Genomic DNA, 21,199 nt, shown 5'->3' with positions numbered 1-21,199 from the left:
CCACGCGCCTACGGCCGTCAACTACGGTGAGGGTCGGCGGTCCGCGTGTGCAGACGGTGGAGGCATCTACGGGACATATCCAAACGAGTCCGAGACCCGCCCGAGGTCGGTCGGGAAACCGATAACGATTCCGCTGCCAAGCCTCCGGCAGCGGCCGCGACGGAGCGTGGAGGGACACCATGGTTCGGCGAGGGGCCGCGGGAGCGCGGCTGTCTCCGGGACGGCTCGACGACCGGAACCCGGCGCCTCCCAGCGATTCCGCGTCCGCCGCCGGGGCCGGGTCCGGACCCATCGCGATCGGTCGATCCGCCGCTGGGTTGACCGCCGCCGAGGTCGCCGAACGCCTCGCGGACGGCCGCGTCAACGACGTGCCGGTCCGCTCCAGTCGCTCGCTGCGCGACATCATCCGTGCGAACGTCCTCACCCGGATCAACGCGATCATCGGTGTTCTACTGGTCTTCGTCGCCATCGTCGGTCCATTCCAGGACGCCCTGTTCGGCGGCGTGATCATCGTGAACACCCTGGTCGGCCTGTTCCAGGAGCTGCGGGCGAAGCGCACCCTGGACCGGCTCGCCGTGGTGGGGGAGTCCCGGCCCGTCGTGCGGCGTGACGGTGTCACCCGCGAGCTCCCCGCCGCCGAGATCGTGCTGGACGACGTGATTGAGCTCGGCGCCGGCGACAAGATTCCCGTCGATGGTCTGGTCCTGACGGCCGATCACCTGGAGGTCGACGAGTCGCTGCTCACCGGCGAGGCGGATCCGGTGCACAAGCAGCCCGGTGACATCGTCATGTCGGGCAGCTTCGTCGTCGCGGGGTCGGGGGCGTTCCGGGCGACCCGGGTTGGCCGCGAAGCCTACGCGGCCCGGCTCGCCGAGGAGGCGAGCCGGTTCACCCTGGTGCGCTCCGAGCTGCGGGGCGGCATCAGCACCATTCTGAGGGTCGTCACCTGGATGATTATTCCGGCCGGCATCGCGCTGATCGTCAGCCAGGTGGTCGTTAACGACGACGACCTGCCCGAGGCCATCCGCCGGATGGTCGCCGGACTCGTGCCGATGGTGCCGGAGGGCTTGGTGTTGCTTACGTCGGTCGCCTTCGCGGTCGGCGTGGTACGGCTGGGCCGGCGGCAGTGCCTGGTGCAGGAACTGCCCGCGATCGAGGGGCTGGCCCGCGTCGACGTCGTCTGTCTGGACAAGACCGGCACCCTCACCGAGGCTGCGATGGACGTCGTGGAGCTGCGGATCGTCGAGCCGGGCACCGGCGCCGCCGTTGGGGCAGGCGTGGCCGCAGCGCCGGGCACCCTCGTGCCGAGCGTGCTCGGCGCCCTCGGCGCGGCCGACAGCCGGCCGAATCCGAGCATGCAGGCGATCATCGATGCCTATCCCGCCCCGCCGGGCTGGCAGGTGCGGGCGGACGCGCCGTTCTCCTCGGCGCGCAAGTGGAGCGGCGCGACCCTCGCCGCCGTGGGCGGGACCGAGGGCACCTGGCTGCTCGGCGCGCCCGACGTGCTGCTGGCGGCCGGTGACCGGGTGCTCGCCACCGTGGACGAGTACGGGGCGCAGGGCCTGCGGGTGCTGCTGCTCGCCCGGTTCGGCGCGTCGCTGGCGGACGCGCTGGCGGACCCGGCGACGGTGCCGGCCGGCGTCGTCCCGGTGGCGCTCGTGGTCATCGCCCAGCGGCTGCGGGCGGATGCCCCGGATACCCTGCGGTACTTCGCCGAGCAGAACGTCGCCGCCAAGATTCTCTCGGGGGACAACGCGCTGTCGGTCGGCGCGGTCGCCCGCACGCTGGGGCTGCCCGGCGCCGACGATCCCGTTGACGCCCGCACGCTGCCGACCGACCGGGCCGCGCTCGCCGACGCCCTGGAGAGCCACTCGATCTTCGGGCGGGTCAGCCCGCAGCAGAAGCGGGAGATGGTCGCGGCGTTGCAGTCGCGGGGGCACATCGTCGCGATGACCGGCGACGGCGTCAACGACGTCCTGGCGCTCAAGGACGCCGACATCGGCGTGTCGATGGGATCCGGCAGTCAGGCGACCCGCGCGGTCGCCCAGATCGTGCTGCTGAATAACAGCTTCGCGACGTTGCCGTCTGTGGTCTCCGAGGGACGGAGGGTCATCGGCAACATCGAACGGGTCGCGAACCTGTTTCTGACCAAGACCGTCTACTCGGTCCTGCTCGCGATCGTGGTTGTGATCACGCAGGTGCCGTACCCGTTCCTCCCTCGGCATCTCACGCTTGTCGGGTCGCTGACGATCGGCATCCCGTCGTTCTTCCTGGCGCTGGCACCGAACACCGAGCGGGCGCAGCCGGACTTCGTCGGTCGGGTGCTGCGCTTCGCCCTTCCCACCGGGTTGCTCGCCGCCGCGGCGACGATGACGTCCTACCTGCTGGCCCGGTCGCATTTCTATGGTCATGACCTGGAGGCCGAAACCTCGATGGCGACGCTGACGCTGTTCGGAGTCGCGCTGTGGGCACTGGCGATCGTCGCCCGTCCGTACACCTGGTGGCGCATCGCGCTCGTGCTGACCATGGCGGTCGCGTTCGCGCTGGTCCTGGCTATCCCCTCCGGCCAGGAGTTCTTCCAGCTCTCCCTGGTGGGGACGACCGGGCCGTGGACGGCGGTCGGCATCGCCGTGGCGGCGGCGGTCCTGCTCGAACTCGTGTGGGTGATCACCCGCCGTCAACTGACGGCGGTGGCCGCGCGGGTGGACCTGGAAACGGCGCGCCGCCCGTCGGTTCCGCAGAGCAACGTGCGGACCCTGCCCGCGGTGCGTGCCGAGGGTGCGCCTGCCGACGGCCCGCGGTCCGCGGCGGTCGTCCGTCCGGGGGCGGTCGTCCGTCCGGGCGGGAGGGCCGCGGCATCCGGTCCCGACGGCCCGCGGCCGACGCCGTAGCCGGGGTTTCTCCCCGGCCTGCTTATCCGGAGGTTTCGGCCTCAGCGTTGGTCTCGTCTCCGGGGGTGGGCGAGGTCGTGCGTGAGGTGGTGGCTGTCGAGGTGGTGGTGGCTGTCGAGGTGGTGGTGGCTGTCGAGGTGGTGGTGGCCGCGGACGGCGTGCGCCGGGCTGGGCCGGCGGCGAGCTGGGCGAGGTAGGCGTTGTACGCGTCGAGTTCGGCGTCGACGTCACCAGCGGCGGCGATGCGCCGCTCCCGGGTCCGCGCCTGCCGCTCGTCCAGCCGGGACCACTGGATGGCCAGCACGATCAGCACGACGAAGGTGGGAATCTCGCCGAACGACCAGGCGATGCCCCCGGCGGTCCGCTGGTCGCTGAGCGGTGAGACGCCCCAGGGCCGGACCAGGCGGTCGTACCAGCCCGAGCCGAGCAGGGCCGACGTGCTCATGATGGTCAGGCCGAGGAAGGCGTGGAACGGGACGACCGCCAGCAGCATCAGGACGCGGCCGGGATGCGGCAGCCGGCGGGGGAGCGGGTCGGTCCCGATCAGCAGCTCGAAGAACAGCACGCCGACCGCCAGGAAGTGCACGTTCATGTACAGGTGGCCGAGATGGTTGTGCATGAGAGTCGACAGCAGCGAGCTGAGGTAGAGCACGTAGAGGCTGCCGGCAAAGTTCGCCGTCACGAGCAGCGGATGGGTCAGGATGCGTACCGGCCAGGACCGCAGCGTCCTCAGCAGCCATTCGCGTGGTCCGGTGCGGTGCGGAGCCGTCGCGGGCCGCATCGCCCGCAGCGCCAGAGTCACCGGCGCGCCGAGCACCAGCGGGAGCGGGGCCAGCATGCTGAGCAGCATGTGCTGGCTCATGTGCACGCTGAGCAGGACCGGCCCGTACAGCCCGAGTCCGCTTGACGTGGCGACCACGACGACGAGCAAGCCGGCGAGCCAGGCAATGGTGCGCCCAAGCGGCCAGTGGGCGCCGCGTGCCCGTAGCCGGCGTAGGCCGGCGAGGTAGAGCAGGGCGGCGGTGACCGCGCCGGCGAGGAAGACCCAGTCGATGTGCCAGTCGGTGGCGAGCCGCGCGGCGGTGACCGGTGGGGGCATCGGGTATCCGAGCAGCGTCTGGGTCGGATCGTCGGGAACGAGTGCGTCGTTCACCGGCGGCGCCGTGCGTGACAGTCCGACGGCCAACCCGACCGTGGCCGTGAGAACGGTGAGCTCCACGCCGGCGATGCGCAGGAAACGAGCGACCGCGGTAGTCCTGTCGGTGCCGGTCTGGTCGGTGGTGCCGGTCTGGTCGGTGGTGCCGGTCTGGTCGGTGGTGCCGGTCTGGTCGGTGGGCGTCGTCACCGTGAGCCCGGCGACGACCCGGCGGCGCACCAGACCACCGAGCGTGACGGCGGCCAGCAGGCCCGCGGCCTTGAGCAGGACCAGCAGGCCGTAGCGGGTGTCCCACAACGGGGTGAAGCCGCCGAGCCGCAGGGCCGCACCGGCGATCCCGCTGATTGCCGTGACGGCCGCCGCCCCGGCCGCGAACCGGCTGTACCGGCGCAGCGCCGGGCCGAACAAGCTCGCCGGCAGCCGCACCGCGGTGAGCAGGCCGAGTAGACCACCCACCCATGCCGTGGCCGCCAATACGTGCACGCCGAGGGCCACCACGGCGATCGCATGATCGCCGGACGTAGCGGCGTGGCCAACCAGGATCGGCGGCACGATGCCGGCGACCGCGACAGCGAGCAGGGCCCCGGTCGCGGTCGTCGTCGTGACTGTACGGCCGATCACCGCGATGACGGCAGCCAGGGCCGCCACGACGAGTAGCGCCCGGCCCTGGGAGGTGGTGGAGACGAAGGAGCGCAGCGAGGAGACATCCAGGACGTCGCCGGCCGGGCGCGCGGAGATCTCGGACAGGGTGAACAGCAGCTCCACGAGGGTGGCCAGCATCCACAGAGCCGCGGCGTTCGCCGCGTACCGGCCGCACCGCCGGGCCGTGGGCGACAGGATGCCCACCCGGGACCCGTTGCCGGCCGCACCGTGTTTCGCCGGAAGAAGGACGGCGGCCGTGAGAAGCCACCCGATCGTCCCCACGGCGGCGATCCTGCCGACCAGATGGGCGAACGGCAGTGCCCAGTAGGTGAGCGTGCCGGACGAAGGCAGACCGGGCAGCCGCAGGGGGCCTGGCCCGAAACCGACGACCAGGGCCAGTGCCACGCATCCGGCCGCGACGGCGACGGGCGCCATCCGTCCGACCGCCGCCGTCCGTCCGCCAGCCGAGGGGGAGCGGCTGGCGGGGATGGTCCTGGTGAGAGCGGCGGCATGCGGAGGAGCGGCCGGAGCCGTGGGCGTGGTGGGGTCTGCGGGCGTGGTGGGGTTGTTCGTTATGGCGGGGTTTTTCCTGGCGGCGGGGGTGTCCATGGGGTCAGCGCGCTCCGGAGTGACGTCGCCGCAGGGCGAACAAGGTACCGCCACCGAGCGTGAGGATACCGGCGATCACGACAGGGAGTATCCAGCCACCGCCACCGCCACCGCCACTGCTCCCGCCCCCGCCGTCCGCGGGTCCCGTATCGGCCGTGACGGCCGTGACGGCCGTGACGGCCGCGGACGGGGCCGGCGCGGCACCCGTGGTCGGACTCGCGGTGGCTGCCGGGGTCGGCGTCGTGGTGACCGGAGACGGGGGCGGGGATCCCTCCTGGCCCGCGGACGCCGTGCTGCCGGCAACGGTGAAGGCGAACTCGCCGCCGACCGGATGACCGTCCTCGGACACGACCCGATAGGCCACCGTGTAGCGACCGTCGCGGAGAGCGGTGAGGCCCTGGTGGACGGTGCCGCCCTCGACGCGGGTGGCACCGGCGGTCACGCCGGCGCCGTCGGCCGCCGTGACGGCGACGTTCGTGTAGCGCGGGGACACCGGCTCGTTGAATGTCAGGATGATCTCATGTGGCGGGGCGGTGAGAGTGCTGTCCGCCACCGGGGTGGTGGTGACCAGACGTGAATGCGCCGATGCGGGGGTGGCCAGTCCGAGCAGGAGCGCCGGGACGAGCGCCGCTGCGAGGCCAAGCGTCACAACCAGGCTGATCGCAGCGGCAAGGCTGGTGGGCCCCGTGCCGCCCGTACCACCGGTGGCGTGGGCGGCACCGGTGAGGTCGGCGAACCGGGTGCCGCCCCTCCCCGGGACTGCCGTGCGCCGTCTCTCAGTCGGCCTCGCCTCTGGTCGCACCCAGCAGATTCTACGCGCCGTAGAAACGTGGCCACCGCGTCCGATCCAAGATAATCAACAATGTTGACGTCCTCCCGCGACGCGTATGTTCCGCTCACTGTTTTCGCTGCCGTTGCTGCTGACGACCGGCCTCGGCTCATCGGCCGAGGCCGGTGGCGGGCCGGCGGTCAGCTGCCGCTGTCGTGGTCCACCGGAGCCGGCCGTGGATGATCGGGAAGGACGATCGGCGCGACGAGCACGGTGTCATGGCCGTCCGCGGTGGTCACGAGCGCGGGCCAGAGGCCGTCGTTGACGCAGTTCTTCGCGAATTCGCTGGCCCGGGCCGGGGGAGAGGCCAGGGACACGAATCGGCCCTCGGTCGTCGCGAGGAGCAGGTGCGCGCCGATCAGGGAGTGCCGCATTGCCTGTTCCCGGTGCCGCCGGCGGCGCGCCTCAAGGGAGACGTGATCCATCGCTTCCTCGGCCGGAAGATGCCAGCCCGAGGTGTTCACCAGTTCCGCCCGGAGCCGGACCAGGCGATGTGCTCCGGTCTCCCCGGTCTGATGTGCCCAGGTCTGCAGTCCGGCGTTCAACCGCAGCTCTCCCTGCACGGCCCAGCTGTCCCAGGTGATGCGGGTCGGTTCCGCCTCGCCGTGGCCGCTCACGGTCTCCACCCGCCGACCGGAGGGGGCGCTGAACCGGACGGTGTGGGGTGGTCCGAGTCCCGCCGAGACGCCACCGCTCGCCGGACCGGCCAGCTCCCATGGATTTGGCCGTGGCGCGCTCAGGCGGGGCAGCCAGTTCCGCCGCGGCCCCGCGGCGGTCGGTACCGCGCTGCCGGGAGGCGCCGCCAACAGGTCCGTGACCGTCACCACATCGTCGACCTGGCGCGGGACGAACTCGTCCCAGCCGCGGGGCTCGGCATCTCCCGCAGGCCGGCCGCCTGGTGGAAAGCGGCCCCCGTCCCCGGGGCCACGATCCACGAAACGGACCGTCATCTGCAGGTAGCGCACCCGGACTCGCAGCGTGACGTCGGGGATGGCGGCGGGGCCGCACTCCAGGAGACACTCCGCGTGGGCGTGCGAACGCTCCTCCGGGTGGGCGAGGGCATAGCACGGTGGGGTCAGCACCCCGATCCGCCGGTCCGAGCCGCGTGTGATGGCGCGGTCGGGACGGATGGGCTCCTCGCGGTAGATCTCGGCGTCCGCGATCGCCGCGGTCTGGTTGAACGGCGAACGAACCGTCATTGCATCCCCCTGCCCTGGATGGGTCTGGCCCGGACGGACGAACGGATGAGCTAGAGAACGGCGATCGCCTCCCCGGCGTGAACCAGCACGGCATCACCGGGATGGGCGTCAACCAGGGCGATGCCCACCTCCTCCGTTCCGGCGGGAGTGCGGACGACGGCGAGGGCTCCGGGCAAGAGGCGGATGACCTCCGCCTCGATGGTCTCCTCCGACCGGGCGATGCGCCCGGCCGCCTCACATACCGGCGCGGCCGGACCGGGATGGACCGAGGCCAGCTCAGCCTCCATCGCGGCCGGTCGGCCCGCGCTCGTGCCGGCGGCCATGCCGACGGTTTTGACGGTGGTCCTGGTCGTGGTCGACGCGGTTGACCTGCCATGAGCGACTGAGCCGGAGGGGTGGCGCCGGGCGTCCCCCGACTCGGCGTGCCTGGTGCCGACCTGTGCGTTCTCGCCGTCCATCGTCGTAACCATCCTCGGGAAGGCTGGCTTCGCCGCAACCGTACGACTCAGAGCCTGATCACACCACCCGGCTACGACGACTACACGACGTATCGATGCCGGTGTCCGAAACATCAACCTGCCGGGACGTCTTCCCCCGGCTTCATCCCCGGACGGGCAGGCTTCATCCCCGGACGGGCAGGCTTCATCCCCGGACGGGCAGGGAGTGGTGGCGCCGAACGGGCATCCGGGGCACGGGTAGATCGGGCAGCATGGACGGTGTGAGGGACGGTGCGCGACAGCAGGCGGCGGGTGGCGGGGGCGAGGCGTTCGACCGGCTCTGCTCGCTGGTCGCGGCCGGCGGGGTCGCGGTGGTGACCGGTGCGGGGATCTCCACCGACTCCGGTATTCCGGACTATCGGGGTCCGAACGGGGCACTGCGCCGTCACACCCCGATGACGTACCAGGAGTTCACCGATGATCCCGCGGCCCGGCACCGCTACTGGGCCCGCAGCCATGCAGGGTGGCGGCGGGTGGCCCGGGCGGAGCCGAACCCGGGCCACCGGGCACTGGCCCGGTTGGAGCAGGACGGCCTGGTGACCGGCGTCGTGACGCAGAACGTTGACGGCCTGCACCAGCGCGCCGGCTCACGGCGCGTCATCGATTTGCACGGTAGGCTGTCGCGCGTGCTGTGTCGCGGCTGCGGCGACGTGAGCCCTCGCCTCGAGCTCGACCAGCGTCTGCGGGCGGTCAATCCCGGATTCCATGTCGGCGCCGCGCAGACCAACCCGGACGGCGATGTCACGCTCCCCGACGACATGGTCGCCGCCTTCGTCATGGTGGGCTGCCGCCGGTGTGGCGGTGACGAGCTGGAACCGGACGTGGTGTTCTTCGGTGCGACCGTGCCGCGGCCGCGTGTCGCGGAGGCGCTCCGGCTGGTCGAGGGGGCCAGGGCGCTGCTGATCCTCGGGTCGTCGCTGACGGTGATGTCCGGCTACCGGTTCGTGCTCCGTGCGGCGGAGCTCGACATCCCGGTCGCGATCGTCAACCAGGGTCCGACTCGGGGGGACAGCCGCGCGGCCGTCCGAGTCGACGCGCCTCTGGGCCTGCTGCTTCCCCGTCTCGCCGCCGCCGTGACGCCCCCGTCCGCCCGTTCTCCCGTCCCGTTACCCGCTATGCGCTCGCTCGCATTCCCGGGGGACTACCCCCGGGAGCTGTGAGGATGGGGAGGATGCGATCGGTTTCCCATGCCTACCCGGGCGACCTCACGTTCCGCCGTGCGACCGAGGCCGACGTCGCGGCGATCGTTGAGCTCGTCGAGTCCGCGTACCGGGGGGAGTCCAGTCGCGCGGGGTGGACCACCGAGGCCGACCTGCTCGCCGGGCGGCGCACCGACGCCGCCGCGGTCGGCGCGGCACTGGCGGCGCTGGACAGCGTGGTGCTGCTCGCGCAGGACCCGGACGGAGCCCTCCTCGGCTGCTGCCACGTGGAACGACGGGTCGAGCCACCGGCCCGGTCGGAGCACGCGGCGACCGAGGTGACCGATGCGACCGAGGTGACCCGGTCGGGGTATGCCACCCACGGGCAGGCTGACGCGGAGCGGTGTGGCCCGGATGTATCACCGTTGATCGGGTCCTACTTCGGCATGTTCGCGGTAAGCCCGACCCGCCAGGGCAACGGGCTCGGCGACACTCTGCTGCGGCTCGCCGAACGGCACGCCGTGACGGCCTGCTCCGCGGCCTGGACGGACCTGCTGGTCATCGCCCAACGGGCCGAGCTGATCGCCTGGTATCAGCGGCGCGGATACGTCCTGACCACCAGAACGAGCCCGTTCCCCTACGACGACGAACGGTTCGGCCGGCCGCTGCGACCAGATCTCTACTTCGTCGTCCTCCGCAAGAGGTTCGGCGACCGCCCGGGGTTCAGCGACCGCTGAGCGTGCCGGACCGTCCGTGCCGGACCGTCAGCGTGTCTCCGGCGAGGTCGACGACCACCGCGGAACCGTCGTCGACCTCACCGGCGATCATTTCCCGCCCGATCCGGGTCTCCACCTCGCGTTGCAGGTAGCGGCGCAGCGGGCGGGCGCCATGGACCGGGTCGTAGCCCTGACGGGCGATGAACATCCGGGCCGGCTCGGTGATGTCCAGGGTGATGCGCCGATCCGCCAATCGGGCCCGCAGGTCGTCCACCAGCAGGTCGACGATCCGCTCGATCTCGGGCAGGGTCAGCGGGGAGAACAGCACGACCTCGTCGAGCTGGTGGAGGAACTCGGGCCGGAACGCCCGGCGCAGGTCGGCCGTGATCCGAACGCGGACCTCGGGCCCGGCTGTCCCCTCGGCGTCCGGACCGCCGGTGAGCCGTTCGGACCCCACACCGGAGGTCAGGATGACGACGGTGCCACGGAAGTCGACGGTGCGTCCCCGGGCGTCGGTGAGCCGACCGTCGCTCAGGACCTGCAGCAGGATGTTGAGGACGTCGGCGTGTGCCTTCTCGATCTCGTCGAACAGCACCACCGCGTAGGGCTTGCGTCGTACCGCCTCGGTGAGCTGCCCGCCCTCGACGAGCCCGGTCTGGCCGGGTGGGGCGCCCAGCAGCCGGCCGACGCTGTGCCGCTCCTGGTACTCGCCCAGGTCGATGCGGATCAGACTGTCCTCGGAGTCGAACAGGGCCGTCGCCAGGGCCCGGGCCAACTCGGTCTTCCCGATCCCCATCGGCCCGAGGAAGAGGAATGACCCGATCGGGCGGCGCGGGTTCCCGATGCCCGCGCGGGCCCGGAGCACCGTGTCGGCGACGAGCCGCACCGCCTCGTCCTGTCCGACGACCCGGGCGCGCAGGACCTGGTCGAGGCGTCGCAGCTTCTCCCGTTCCCTCTCGAGGAGCCGGGCCACCGGGATCCCCGTCCAGCGGGAGACCAGATCGGCGATCTCATCGGCGGTCACCATCTCGCGCAGCAACCGGTGGCCGCCCCGCTGGGGGGTGAGCCGTTCGGACTCGTCGGCGAGCCGCCGGTCCAGTTCGGGCAGGCGGGTGTGGCGCAGCTCCGCCGCGGTCCCCAGGTCGTGTGCCCGTTCGGCATCCTCGGCCCGCCGCCGGGCCTGTTCGATCTCCTCCCGCAGCCCCCGGACCCGCCGAATGGCCTGGCGTTCGGCCTCCCACCGCGCGCGCATCGTGTTCGCCGCGGCCCGCACGTCGGCGAGTTCCCCACGGAGCTGGTCCAGTCGGGCGATGCTCGCCGGATCGGATTCCTGCGCGAGTGCGGCCTCCTCGATCTCCAGCCGGACCACCCTACGGGTGATCTCGTCGAGGCCGGTCGGCATCGAGTCGATGTCGGTGCGCAGCATGGCGCCCGCCTCGTCGACGAGGTCGATCGCCTTGTCCGGCAGGAAACGGTCGCTGATGTACCGATGGGACAGCACCGCCGCCGAGACCAGGGCCGCGTCGGCGATCCGAACCCCGTGGAAGATCTCCAACCGTCCTCGCAGCCCGCGCAGGATGGAGATGGTGTCCGCCACCGATGGCTCGTTGATTATGACGGTCTGGAACCGGCGTGCGAACGCGGGGTCGGACTCGATCTGCCGGCGGTACTCCTCGAGTGTCGTCGTCCCGATCAGGTGCAGGTCGCCGCGGATCAGCAGCGGCTTGAGCACGTTGCCGGCATCCGTCTTCCCTTCGGCGGCACCCGCCCCCAGGACGGCGTGCAGTTCGTCGACGAACAGCAGGATCCGCCCTTCGGATGCCGTGACCTGGGCCATGACCGCCTTGAGTCGTTCCTCGAACGCACCGCGGTGCGCCGTCCCGGCCGCCAGCGCGCCCAGGTCGAGCTGGAACACCCTCCTGTTCCGCAGGCTGTCCGGAACGTCCCCGCGGAAGATCCGGTCGGCGAGGCCCTCGACGATCGCGGTCTTGCCGACTCCGGGGTCGCCGAGCAGCACGGGATTGTTCTTCGTCCGGCGGGACAGGATCTGGATCACTCGGCGGATCTCGGCGTCCCGCCCGATCAGGGGGTCGAGGCGGCCGTTGCGGGCGTCGACGACGAGGTCGCGTCCGTACTTCTCCAGCGCGTCGTCCGTGGCCGTCGGCGAGGCGGAGATGATGCGCCGGTCTCCGCGCACCCGGGTCAGCGCGATGAGCAGCCGTTCCCGGGTCAGACCCTGCTCGTGCAGGATCCGGCCGGCCGGTGTCGTGGGTCCCTCCTCGAGCAGGGCCAGCAGCAGGTGTTCGACCGAGATGTACTCGTCGCCGAGGCGGTGTGTCTCCCGTTCGGCGGCGTCGAGGGCCCTGGACAGCCGCTGCGTCATGTACACCTCGCCCGGTCGGACCCCCGGTCGGACCCCCGGTCCGGACACCCGCGGTCTGCGCTCCAGCTCCGTCTCCACCGCACCGGTGAGGGCGGGTGGGGTACCACCCGATGCGACCATGAGGCGCGGGACCAGCCCGTCCGGCTGCTCGACAAGCGCGGCGAGCAGATGTTCCCCGTCGACCTCGGTGTGGCCGAATCGCATCGCCCTGGTCTGGGCCGCCTTCAGCGCGTCCTGGGCGCCCTCGGTCAGCTTGGTCAACTTCATCGGTACTCCTCGCCGGGGCCGTCACGGCCGGGGCCATCGCGGCCGGGGCCGTCGCGATGGCCCCGGCCGCGCTGTTCGAGCTCGTCGATGCGGTCGCGCAGGTCCAGCACGACGCCGGTGGCCGCATAGGTAATGCCGAGGTCGCGGCGCAGCCGTTCGATACGCACCGCCCGCCCGACCGCGCGGATCGGCAGCCACCACTGCCCTGCCCGGTCGACGCGCACGTCGAGCAGGCCGAGGGCGACCAACCGGCGGACGATGTCCGGACCCAGCCGGGTGAGCAGGCAGAAGGAGTCCAGTCCGAGAAGATCCAGACCGGGTTCGACGCCGCCCGGGTGGGTGATCCGGGTGACCGGGACGGTCGGGCCGGGATCGCTTCCGACTGCCCATCCCACGATTACCTCCTGCTGATGGATACCTCTTGCTGATGGGCCGATCCGGTGGTCCCCGTCCGCATGGGAGATGTGGAGGGCCGGTCCGGAGGAGCGCACCGCCCGTGCGGCGGAGACCTGGCCTGGGCGCGGGTACGGTCGAGCCAGATCATCTCCGGGTAGTGGTCCGATTACCCATGTGACCGTAGGTCGGATCCGAGGGCGTTCGCAACCAGAGGTGACGACTCAACGACGGATAGGTGTGGTCTCCGGGGATGGCCGCGCTTGCCAGGCGCCTGCGGGCACGACGTCCGATTTCCGCCAGCATGCGAGGCGGGACTCGTCGAGAGTGGGTGGAGTGATGACGGACCAGAGCCGCTACGAGGCGCTGCGTAGCCGGGACGCGCGCTTCGATGGCGCGTTCTTCTCCGCCGTCACCACCACCGGCATCTACTGCCGCCCGAGTTGTCCAGCCATCACGCCGAAGCGGGAGAACGTCCGGTTCTTTCCGACGGTACCGGGTCGAGAACGGGCAGGCGTGGTCGATCCTGGCATTGCGCGGCCAGGGTGTGCAGTTCGGTGGCGTTCTCGAACGTCAGCATCCAGGGGTAGCAGCGGCGTCCGAGCGTCCAGCTGGGACGGTCCCAGTGGTTGCCGGGTCGGTCCAGGCCGGCGAAGCGGTGCCAGTCGTCGACGACTGGGTCCGCGGTGCGCGAGGTGGTCAACCTCGCTGTCAGCGACACCGCTAGGGACGGCTCGCGGGCAGCAGCGGCGCGGTGCGCAGCAGCGCCAGCAGCGGGCGGACCTCGTCGGGCACCGGCTCGGAGAACGTCCGCACCGCGTGCTCCCCGGCCCGGTCGATCTCCAGGGTGTAGACGAACCGGTCCGCGCCGACGTCGCGCTGCTCCCGGGCCTCGGTGGAACCCCGAGCCTCGATGGAATCTACCTGACCGGCATCCGCGGCGTCCGTTGTGGCCACGAGACCGCCGCGGTGCACCGCCTCGCGGGCCAGGCGGCGCAGGTTCTCGGCCTCCTGCTCACTGAGATCGACCGTGTCCAGACCGCGGCGCACGCTGCGCCCGAGAAGCCCACCGGAACGCTCCAGCACGACCCGTACACGTTCCGCGGTGCGCGCCATGAGCCATATTGTGCGCCGTCAGCCGTCAGCCGTCAGCCGTCAGCCGTCAGCCGTCACACGCGCCGGGCGTACATGATGACGGCGACGCCGAGCAGGCAGATCGCGGCTCCGGCGAGGTCGTAGCGGTCGGGTCGGAAGCCGTCGACGGCCACGCCCCAGAGCAGGGAACCGGCGACGAAGACCCCGCCGTAGGCGGCGAGGATCCGGCCGAAGTGCGCGTCCGGTTGGAGGGTCGCGACGAAGCCGTAGGCGGCCAGGAACCCGATCCCGAGCCCCACCCAGACCGGCCCGCGGTGCTCGCGCACGCCCTGCCACACGAGCCAGGCACCACCGATCTCCGTGACCGCGGCCACCACGAACAGCAGCAGGGACCGGACGACGCCCACGTGCGTCACGATAGTCAGTATCCTCCCGGCATCGTCATCCTTCCGGCATCGCTCTGCGGCCTCGGAATCCTGTGGCCGGAATCTCGTCGTTACCGCGTCCGTGTTTTCACCCCGTCCGCACCGCGTAGTGTCGCATGGGTACACCGCTCTTTTTCGATGGTTTCCGATGGTAGGACGTCCTGCGATCTTCGGGTGGGGAGGGGTGCTCGGTATGAATGTCGTACGGGATCCGGAACTGATTACCGGCGGGCCGATGCGGCGGCTCGAACCGGATTCGGTGGACGGTCTCGCTCCGCATCGTTTTCCTGGCGCGTTCGGGGAGAACACCTCACCCGCGGCGGGTGAACTCAACGACGGCGGCATCCGACTGCTCGCCCCCGATGGTTCGCTGGTCGCCGATTCTCGGTTCTCGGTGCTCGCCGACCACGAGCTGCGCATGGAATTCTACACCTCCATGGTCCTGGCCCGCCGGCTGGACGAGGAGGCCACGGCCCTGCAACGTCAGGGTGAGCTGGTCCTGTGGATCCCGCTGCGGGGGCAGGAGGCTGCGCAGGTCGGATCCGCCGCGGCCGCGCGTCCCCGGGATTACCTGTTCCCCAGTTACCGGGAACACGCGGTCGCCTGGCACCGCGGTGTCCCGGCGGTCGAGGTGATTCGGCTGCTGCGGGGAGTGAGTCACGATGGCTGGGACACGCACCGTCACAATATGGCTAATTACACGATTGTTCTGGCGGCCCAGACGCTGCACGCCGTCGGTTTCGGGATGGGGGTGCTCCTTGACGGCGCAGCCGGCACCGGCACCGGCACCGGCGGTACCGGCGGCACCGGCACCGGCGGCACCGATACCGATACCGACATGGCGGTGATGGTGTATCTCGGTGACGGTGCGATGAGTCAGGGTGATGCCAACGAGGCATTCGTGTGGGCGGCGAGTTTCGGTGCGCCCGTCGTCTTCTTCTGCCAGAATAATCAGTGGGCGATTTCCACGCCGAGCCGACGGCAGTCCCCGGTGCGGTTGGCCCGCCGGGCCGACGGGTTCGGCTTCCCCGGCCTGCGCGTCGATGGTAACGACGTGCTCGCGGTGCACGCGGTGACCACTTGGGCGCTCGACCGTGCGCGCAGCGGTCGCGGCCCGGTGCTCATCGAGGCCAACACCTACCGGATGGCCCCGCACACCACCTCCGACGACGCGACTCGGTACCAGCCGCCGGACGAGATCACCGCCTGGCAGGCCCGGGATCCCATCGAGCGCCTCCGTCGGCTGCTCGCCGCCGAGGTCGAGGCCGGCTGGTTCGACGAGGTCCGCCGGCGGGCCGACGTCGCCGCGGCCGATCTGCGTCGGGACACCCTCGCCCTCGACCCGCCGGACCCCTCCTCGATGCTCGACCATGTCGCCGCGGAGGAGACGGCCGATCAGCGCCGGCAACGGGAGTGGTTCGCCGCGTACCGCGACTCGTTCCTCTGAGGATGATCTGAGGATGACGGGACTCGTTTCTCTGTGGGTGGCGGTCATATCCTCGCCGGGTAAGGGAAGGACGTTCCGCCACCCGCGGCGAGGAGCTCCCCATGCGGCCGACCCCGCAGAACCCGCAGAACCCGCAGAACCCGCAGACCGTAGCGAACCGGGAGACCGGGGTGACTGAGGGGGTCGGTCCGGCGGTCTACCCGGCGGCCGGCATCGGGACGCTCCTGTCGACGGATCCGGCCACCGGCGCGGTGGTCGCGAGCTTCCCGGTGATGGAGCCGACCCAGGTGCGGGCGGCCGTGGCGTCCGCCCGGTCGGCGGCGGGCTGGTGGGCGGGGCTCGCGGCGGCACGGCGGCGCGACCATCTGCTGCGCTGGGCGGCGCACCTCGTCCGTCACGAGACCGAGCTGATCGACCTCCTGCACGCCGAGAACGGCAAGACCGCCGCCGATGCCCGCATCGAGCTGCTGCTGACGTTGGAACACATCCGCTGGGCGGCCCGCAACGCCGCCCGCGTGCTGCGGACCCGCCGGGTGTCGCCCGGCCCGTTCCTGGCGAACCACACCGGACGGATCGAGTACCGCCCGTTCGGGGTCGTCGGGGTGATCGGGCCGTGGAACTATCCGCTGTTCACCCCGAGCGGTTCGATCGCGTATGCCCTGGCAGCCGGTAACACGGTGGTCTTCAAGCCCAGCGAGTACACCCCGGCGGTGGGCGCGTACCTGGTCGCGGCGTTCGCCGCGGCGAATCCGGACGCGCCGGCCGGGGTCCTGACCATGGTCACCGGCTTCGGTCCGACCGGTGCCGCCCTGTGTACAGCCGGGGTCGACAAGATTGCCTTTACCGGTTCGCCCGCGACCGGCCGCCTGGTCATGGCGGCCTGCGCGTCGTCCCTCGTCCCGGTGGTGATCGAATGCGGCGGCAAGGACCCGCTGATCGTCGCCGACGACGCTGACGTGGCCGCCGCCGCGCGGGCAGCGGCCTGGGGAGCGATGTCCAATGGCGGCCAGACCTGTGCCGGGGTTGAGCGGATCTACGTGACCGAGGCGGTCGCCGCGCCCTTCCTCGCCGCACTGCGCCGCGAGCTCGACGGGGTTCGTCCCGGTGCCGACCGGGACGCATCCTACGGTCCGATGACGATGCCCGGCCAGGCGGCGATCGTGCGCCGCCACGTGGCTGACGCGCTGGCCCGCGGCGCGACCGCCCTGATCGGCGGGACGGAGTCGGTGGGGGACACCTTCATCGAACCGGTCGTGCTGGTCGACGTGCCGGAGGGCAGCCCCGCCGTGCAGGAGGAGACGTTCGGGCCGGTCGCCACCGTCCGGACCGTCGCCGACGTTGACGAGGCCGTCACGCTGGCCAACGGCACCCCGTACGCGCTCGGTGCGACGGTTTTCTCCCGGTCCCGGGGAGACGAGATCGCCAGCCGGCTCGACGCTGGGATGGTGTCCGTCAACGCGGTGCTGGCGTTTGCCGGGATGCCCGCCCTGCCCTTCGGGGGCAGCGGCGAAAGCGGGTTCGGCCGGGTGCACGGCGCGGAGGGGCTGCGCGAGTTCGTCCGCCCCCGCTCGGTCGCCACCCTGCGGATGCACGTGCCGGGAGCGACCCTGACCACCTTCCGCCGGACGCCGGGTGCGCTCGCCGTCACCGCGGTGACGGCGCGGCTCCGGCACGGCGGCGGCTGGGCCGGCTGGGCCAGCCGGGTGGCCGGGCGGGTCAGGCCGGTCGGCGGGGCGGCCGGGCCTCTCGACAGGCCCCTCGGCGGGCACGTCGGGTCGGACGAGGGATTCCGTCCCGGCCGGCTCCGGCTCCGAAAATCATCCGGAAGTCGTCCAGACGGACGGTGAGCCGAGGCCGGTGCCCGGTGAGGAAACCCAGCGGACCCTCCGCCGCCGGGTCCCATCGTGACCGGTGCAGGGCGAGCCGCCCGGCCAGCCGCACCGGGCTCACCCGGGGCTGACCGTCGAGATCCTGCACCACGCGGAAGCGGACCGGCCACCTGCCCGGCAGCCGCCGTCCCCGGCTTACCGCCGCGGCGACGATCGTCCCGGTGGCGTCCCGGGCGTGCAGGTGGGTGCCGTCGGCGTCCCCGGCCGTTTCCGGTCGTGTGGACGTGCCCGGTCGTTCGGTGAAGACGGCCAGTTCCTTGGGAATCCCCCACAGGGCGCGACCGCCGACCTGGGATGCCGGGCTGTCCACCCAGATATGCGGGACCGTCACGCGCAGGTGCCGCCTGTGCCATACCAGCAAGGCGGCCATGACCTCACGGTAGGCGAGGACGCCACGCGGATCGTAGCGAACCCAGACGGTGGCCACCGGGACCCGGCCGAGAACGGTCACCGCCCGGGGGAAGGCGCCGGCCAGCGCCGCGCGGGGCACGAACCAGACGGAGACGACCATCCTACCGCGCAGCTCCCAGGGTTCGGGCGGGTACGCCACCCACCGACACTAGTGCCCCCGACAGTGCCCCCGACAGCACGGCTTCCCGCCCGTTCCGGTGTGGAGCCCGCCAGATCCGCCGGCCGGGGGACTGACCGGTTCGAATCGGGCGACATACCGGCCATACCCCCTAGCTGGTCGGCGCCCACCGAAGAGGGCATCTAGGTTGGGCCGGGTCGGCACGGAAGTCGGGTCAGCACGGAACCTGGGAGGTCTCATGGCGCTACGTCGCGGACTTGCCGTTTCAGTGATGATCGGTACGTTCACCCTGATGGGCGGGATCGCCGGAACAGCCTCCGCTGCCTCGTCCACCTCCGGCGCGCCGGCGCTGGGCATCGCCAACGCCGCGGCGGTGGTCCGATCGGCGGGGTACACGCCGATCGTCCTCGGCGGTTATGACCGGAGCAACGATCTCAGCGTGATCGTCGGACTGCTGTCGACATCCGGGGACGGGCATCCGCAGCGGGCGTTCTTCTTCCATCGTGGCCGGTTCATCGGCTACGACTCGCCGCAGCCGAGCGCCACGATCCGCTGGATCTGGTCCACCGACCGGGTCGTCGCCCTCCAGTACGATCTCTACCGGCCAAGCGACCCGATGTGCTGCCCGACAGCGGGTGGTGCGACCGTGCGTTACCAGTGGAACGGTTCATCGGTGGTCCCGCTCGATCCGGTCCCGACCGCGAACGTGTCCGCCGCGAGAAGCCGCCGGTGATCCGCGACCGGTGATCCCCGGTCCATGATCCGCCATGGGCCGGGGCCGTCGCCGGGTGCCGCCGGGCGCGCCGCCGGGGATTCATCGCCCCGCGCCTTCGCTGCCCCGCCCGGACAGGGGCCGGTCAGGGGATGGCTGCGACGCGGGGTCGTCCGGCCCGGCTCAGTGCCCCTCGGCGGCCTCGACGAGTTCGGTGAGCACGCCTCCGAGGCCCTTGGGATGGATGAACGCGATCCGGCTGCCGGCGGTGCCGTGCACCGGAGTCTTGTTGACCAGATCGAATCCGGTCATGGTCAGGGTCGCCAGGGCGCTGTCGATGTCGGCGACGCCGTAGGCGATGTGGTGGATGCCCGGCCCCCGCTTGGCCAGGAACTTCCCGATCGGGCTGTCCTCGCGCAGCGGTTCCAGCAGCTGGACGTAGGAGTTCCCGGTCTTGCCGCTGTGGACCAGCAGCATCGCTTCGCGCACCCCTTGGCGCTCGTTCTCCTCCTGGTGCACGACCTCCAGACCGAATGCCTCCTCATAGCGGGGGATGGCCTCGGTGAGGGAAGCCACCGCGATCCCGACGTGGTCGATCCTGGTCAGCACAGCCGTCTCCTCGTTCTGCCGGCCCGCGATCGGGGCCTGTCCGCCGATGTCCCACCGCCCCTGGCGCGAAGCGATGGGGTCCGCACTGAGCCTGCCGGTTCACGATCCCGGCGTCGACCGATCGGCCCCCGTGACGTGAGTGGAGTCCGCGGACGTGGGGTGACGTGGGCGACCCGGGCTGGGCCCCACCCTGCCCGCTGCCTCGCCAGGGGTCCACGCCGCCGGCGTGGTTGTGGATGTTGCCATGGGTGGGCGTTGTTCTTCCAGTGTGCTCACGGTGTGGCGGTGTGGGGTTCGGGGCCTAGTTGCGGACTCTGTTCGAGTCTCCGCAGGACAGGCCGTAGAGTCGAGTGTCAACCATTTTAGCCCGAGTCTTCGAGGCACGAACGTAAGGGTTACGGTGTCCACGACGCGTCGCGATCGTTCCGCGTTCCGCGCGGCCCGCGGAAACACCCGTCAGATAGGTGAGGTTGCCGAGCGGGTCGGGCTTTCGCTGCGCGCGGTCCGGTACTACGAGGAAGCCGGACTGCTTACTCCCGCCGGACGTACGCCGGGTGGCTTCCGTCTGTACGACGACGAGGCCGTCGATCGGCTGCTGGTCATCAAGAAGATGAAGTCGCTGGGGTTCACGTTGGAGGAGATGCGGTCGCTGTTGTCGGTGCGCGACGAGCTGTCGGATTCGACGATCTCCGAGAGTCGGCGGACCGAACTGCGCGAGCGGCTGCATACCTGGGTCGTGCTGGCTGAGGAGAAGCTGGCCACCCTGCGGCAGCAGGCGGGAGTCGCGGAGGACTTCGTCATCGGCCTGCACGGTGATGCGGATCGGACGGTATGACGGACTCGTGAATCCATGGTCACCGATCCGGGGTGGCGGCCGGCGCTCGGGCTCCTGTGGAGCAACCGGAGTCCGTTGGTGACCGACGTCACGGTCGGCGTCGGCCGTGGATTACTAGATCTTTACCGGTCCTGTGTAGCTGCGAGTGGCCGATACTAGAGACGCTTGACACTCGAATACCAGTCGCCATGCTCACGTGATAAGGGTTGAATTGTCCATAACCAGCAGCGCCGGGTCTTCCGCCGATGCCCGTGACGGCCGCTACCGGATCGGTGACGTTGCCACCCTGGTGACCTTGTCCCTGCGTACCGCCCGCTTCTACGAGGATGCCGGCCTGCTCGCGCCGGTAGGCCACACCTCGGGTGGTTTCCCGCTGTACGACGACGACGCACTCGACCGGTTTTTCCTCATCAAGAAGATGAAACCGCTGGGGTTCACGCTCGAGGAGATGCGCTCTCTCATCACATTGCGTGAGCGGATCAGCCAGCCCGATCTTGCCCCGGATCATCGCAGGGAACTGCGGGAACGGTTGAGAACCTGGGTTACCCTGGCCGAGGAGAAGCTCGCATCCCTGCAGGAACAGGTGCGTCTCGCCGAGGACTTCATGATTGGACTGCGGGACGATACCGCCCGGTCGCTGCGGGAAAGTCCGGATCACCGGGACGTTGCCGATAAAGACGATCTTGGTCCCGGTCGCCTGGACAGCTCGTTCCTCGATTTTCTCGATGATCCCTTCGGGCCCGAGGAGAACTGACCCGGCCCGGCATCACGAGGCACAGCGCCCCCACCGGCCTGGCCGCGGTGGCGTGACCTCATGTCCCGTGGCGGTGGTCGAGCCGCGCTGCTGGAGATCGGTGACGGTCCGGGACTGGGGTTCGTCACCGAACTGCGGCCTTCCCGGGCAGGGACACCCTCCGGCGGTCGGCTCGACACGGGT

Annotated in this window: 18 protein-coding genes and 2 pseudogenes; 9 read left to right on the top strand and 11 right to left on the bottom strand. The window is 71.0% G+C overall.

Translation table 11 applies throughout. The annotated features are described in order from the left end of the window. The first annotated feature begins 179 nt into the window (after positions 1 to 179). Positions 180 to 2,891, top strand: coding sequence for an HAD-IC family P-type ATPase (locus FRANCCI3_RS14065; protein ID WP_011437184.1), 2,712 nt, complete (start codon positions 180 to 182; stop codon positions 2,889 to 2,891). A 22-nt stretch (positions 2,892 to 2,913) separates the two neighbouring features. On the opposite strand, the gene FRANCCI3_RS14060 is transcribed toward FRANCCI3_RS14065, so the two are convergent. The 4 genes from FRANCCI3_RS14060 to FRANCCI3_RS27510 form a co-directional block, all read right to left on the bottom strand. Then, positions 2,914 to 5,298, bottom strand: a complete 2,385-nt coding sequence (locus FRANCCI3_RS14060) for a cytochrome c oxidase assembly protein (protein ID WP_308726804.1) — start codon at positions 5,296 to 5,298, stop codon at positions 2,914 to 2,916. Positions 5,299 to 5,302: 4 nt separating this feature from the next. After that, entirely contained in the window at positions 5,303 to 6,100 is a 798-nt protein-coding gene (locus FRANCCI3_RS14055) for a copper resistance CopC family protein (protein WP_011437182.1), read from the bottom strand. Positions 6,101 to 6,267: 167 nt separating this feature from the next. After that, positions 6,268 to 7,326, bottom strand: a complete 1,059-nt coding sequence (locus FRANCCI3_RS14050) for a hypothetical protein (RefSeq protein ID WP_011437181.1) — start codon at positions 7,324 to 7,326, stop codon at positions 6,268 to 6,270. 50 nt (positions 7,327 to 7,376) lie between these two features. Continuing rightward, positions 7,377 to 7,784 carry a transcriptional regulator gene (locus FRANCCI3_RS27510; RefSeq protein WP_011437180.1) on the bottom strand — a complete coding sequence of 136 codons (408 nt, stop codon included), beginning with the start codon at positions 7,782 to 7,784 and terminating at the stop codon, positions 7,377 to 7,379. 251 nt (positions 7,785 to 8,035) lie between these two features. Here FRANCCI3_RS27510 and FRANCCI3_RS14040 point away from each other — a divergent pair, with 251 nt between their 5' ends. Next, a complete protein-coding gene (locus FRANCCI3_RS14040) occupies positions 8,036 to 8,983 on the top strand; it encodes an NAD-dependent protein deacetylase (protein ID WP_011437179.1) in 948 nt (315 codons plus the stop codon). A gap of 2 nt (positions 8,984 to 8,985) precedes the next feature. Continuing rightward, the gene (locus FRANCCI3_RS14035) at positions 8,986 to 9,699 is read left to right on the top strand and encodes a GNAT family N-acetyltransferase (protein WP_011437178.1); all 714 of its coding nucleotides are present in this window, start codon (positions 8,986 to 8,988) and stop codon (positions 9,697 to 9,699) included. Here FRANCCI3_RS14035 and FRANCCI3_RS14030 read toward each other — a convergent pair. Then, entirely contained in the window at positions 9,686 to 12,328 is a 2,643-nt protein-coding gene (locus tag FRANCCI3_RS14030; protein WP_011437177.1) for an AAA family ATPase, read from the bottom strand. The genes FRANCCI3_RS14035 and FRANCCI3_RS14030 overlap by 14 nt on opposite strands. Continuing rightward, positions 12,325 to 12,723, bottom strand: a complete 399-nt coding sequence (locus tag FRANCCI3_RS14025) for a chaperone modulator CbpM (RefSeq protein WP_011437176.1) — start codon at positions 12,721 to 12,723, stop codon at positions 12,325 to 12,327. The genes FRANCCI3_RS14030 and FRANCCI3_RS14025 overlap by 4 nt, the downstream gene beginning before the upstream one ends. Positions 12,724 to 12,790: 67 nt before the next feature. Between FRANCCI3_RS14025 and FRANCCI3_RS28750 the strand changes: the two are divergent. Beyond that, positions 12,791 to 13,162, top strand: a pseudogene (locus FRANCCI3_RS28750) (Ada metal-binding domain-containing protein); the annotation flags it as partial. 13 nt (positions 13,163 to 13,175) lie between these two features. Here FRANCCI3_RS28750 and FRANCCI3_RS14020 read toward each other — a convergent pair. Genes FRANCCI3_RS14020 through FRANCCI3_RS14010 form a run of 3 tightly spaced genes read right to left on the bottom strand, consistent with a single transcriptional unit; the run spans position 13,176 to position 14,223 of the window. Next, positions 13,176 to 13,424 (bottom strand): hypothetical protein, encoded by a 249-nt coding sequence (locus tag FRANCCI3_RS14020; protein WP_232235041.1) that lies wholly within the window; start codon positions 13,422 to 13,424, stop codon positions 13,176 to 13,178. Positions 13,425 to 13,444: 20 nt separating this feature from the next. After that, positions 13,445 to 13,837 carry a protealysin inhibitor emfourin gene (locus tag FRANCCI3_RS14015; protein ID WP_023840748.1) on the bottom strand — a complete coding sequence of 131 codons (393 nt, stop codon included), beginning with the start codon at positions 13,835 to 13,837 and terminating at the stop codon, positions 13,445 to 13,447. A gap of 53 nt (positions 13,838 to 13,890) precedes the next feature. Then, complete coding sequence (locus tag FRANCCI3_RS14010; protein ID WP_035910726.1) at positions 13,891 to 14,223, bottom strand: YnfA family protein; 333 nt, start codon at positions 14,221 to 14,223, stop codon at positions 13,891 to 13,893. A 211-nt stretch (positions 14,224 to 14,434) separates the two neighbouring features. Between FRANCCI3_RS14010 and FRANCCI3_RS14005 the strand changes: the two genes are divergently transcribed. Together FRANCCI3_RS14005 and FRANCCI3_RS14000 are read left to right on the top strand one after the other, a co-directional pair. Further along, the gene (locus FRANCCI3_RS14005) at positions 14,435 to 15,688 is read left to right on the top strand and encodes a thiamine pyrophosphate-dependent enzyme (RefSeq protein ID WP_011437174.1); all 1,254 of its coding nucleotides are present in this window, start codon (positions 14,435 to 14,437) and stop codon (positions 15,686 to 15,688) included. Between the two features lie 101 nt (positions 15,689 to 15,789). Further along, on the top strand, positions 15,790 to 17,535 hold the full coding sequence (locus tag FRANCCI3_RS14000; protein WP_011437173.1) for an aldehyde dehydrogenase family protein: 1,746 nt from the start codon (positions 15,790 to 15,792) through the stop codon (positions 17,533 to 17,535). A 115-nt stretch (positions 17,536 to 17,650) separates the two neighbouring features. Here FRANCCI3_RS14000 and FRANCCI3_RS28175 read toward each other — a convergent pair. Continuing rightward, positions 17,651 to 18,127 (bottom strand): annotated as a pseudogene (locus tag FRANCCI3_RS28175) (acetoacetate decarboxylase family protein); the annotation flags it as partial. A 250-nt stretch (positions 18,128 to 18,377) separates the two neighbouring features. Here FRANCCI3_RS28175 and FRANCCI3_RS13990 point away from each other — a divergent pair. After that, positions 18,378 to 18,839 carry an LppP/LprE family lipoprotein gene (locus FRANCCI3_RS13990; protein WP_232235042.1) on the top strand — a complete coding sequence of 154 codons (462 nt, stop codon included), beginning with the start codon at positions 18,378 to 18,380 and terminating at the stop codon, positions 18,837 to 18,839. A gap of 162 nt (positions 18,840 to 19,001) precedes the next feature. Here FRANCCI3_RS13990 and mce read toward each other — a convergent pair whose 3' ends face one another. Next, positions 19,002 to 19,427: a methylmalonyl-CoA epimerase gene (gene mce / locus FRANCCI3_RS13985; RefSeq protein WP_011437170.1), complete on the bottom strand. Its 426-nt coding sequence runs from the start codon at positions 19,425 to 19,427 to the stop codon at positions 19,002 to 19,004. A 400-nt stretch (positions 19,428 to 19,827) separates the two neighbouring features. On the opposite strand from mce, the gene FRANCCI3_RS13980 reads away from it, so the two are divergent. Both FRANCCI3_RS13980 and FRANCCI3_RS13975 read left to right on the top strand, forming a co-directional pair. Next, positions 19,828 to 20,262 carry a MerR family transcriptional regulator gene (locus FRANCCI3_RS13980; RefSeq protein ID WP_011437169.1) on the top strand — a complete coding sequence of 145 codons (435 nt, stop codon included), beginning with the start codon at positions 19,828 to 19,830 and terminating at the stop codon, positions 20,260 to 20,262. 211 nt (positions 20,263 to 20,473) lie between these two features. Next, a complete protein-coding gene (locus FRANCCI3_RS13975) occupies positions 20,474 to 21,016 on the top strand; it encodes a MerR family transcriptional regulator (RefSeq protein WP_011437168.1) in 543 nt (180 codons plus the stop codon). Positions 21,017 to 21,199 lie beyond the last annotated feature (183 nt).

Source organism: Frankia casuarinae, assembly GCF_000013345.1.
Taxonomy (GTDB): Bacteria; Actinomycetota; Actinomycetes; order Frankiales; family Frankiaceae; genus Frankia; species Frankia casuarinae.
This window is presented reverse-complemented; position numbering and strand designations above follow the sequence as displayed.

Bases quoted from the DNA above. Each gene is read 5' to 3' on its own strand.
- FRANCCI3_RS14065 (WP_011437184.1), top strand. From the start codon at position 180: ATGGTTCGGCGAGGGGCCGCGGGAGCGCGGCTGTCTCCGGGACGGCTC.
- FRANCCI3_RS14060 (WP_308726804.1), bottom strand. From the start codon at position 5,298: ATGGACACCCCCGCCGCCAGGAAAAACCCCGCCATAACGAACAACCCC.
- FRANCCI3_RS14050 (WP_011437181.1), bottom strand. From the start codon at position 7,326: ATGACGGTTCGTTCGCCGTTCAACCAGACCGCGGCGATCGCGGACGCC.
- FRANCCI3_RS27510 (WP_011437180.1), bottom strand. From the start codon at position 7,784: ATGGACGGCGAGAACGCACAGGTCGGCACCAGGCACGCCGAGTCGGGG.
- FRANCCI3_RS14040 (WP_011437179.1), top strand. From the start codon at position 8,036: ATGGACGGTGTGAGGGACGGTGCGCGACAGCAGGCGGCGGGTGGCGGG.
- FRANCCI3_RS14035 (WP_011437178.1), top strand. From the start codon at position 8,986: ATGGGGAGGATGCGATCGGTTTCCCATGCCTACCCGGGCGACCTCACG.
- FRANCCI3_RS14030 (WP_011437177.1), bottom strand. From the start codon at position 12,328: ATGAAGTTGACCAAGCTGACCGAGGGCGCCCAGGACGCGCTGAAGGCG.
- FRANCCI3_RS14015 (WP_023840748.1), bottom strand. From the start codon at position 13,837: ATGGCGCGCACCGCGGAACGTGTACGGGTCGTGCTGGAGCGTTCCGGT.
- FRANCCI3_RS14005 (WP_011437174.1), top strand. From the start codon at position 14,435: ATGAATGTCGTACGGGATCCGGAACTGATTACCGGCGGGCCGATGCGG.
- FRANCCI3_RS14000 (WP_011437173.1), top strand. From the start codon at position 15,790: ATGCGGCCGACCCCGCAGAACCCGCAGAACCCGCAGAACCCGCAGACC.
- FRANCCI3_RS13990 (WP_232235042.1), top strand. From the start codon at position 18,378: ATGATCGGTACGTTCACCCTGATGGGCGGGATCGCCGGAACAGCCTCC.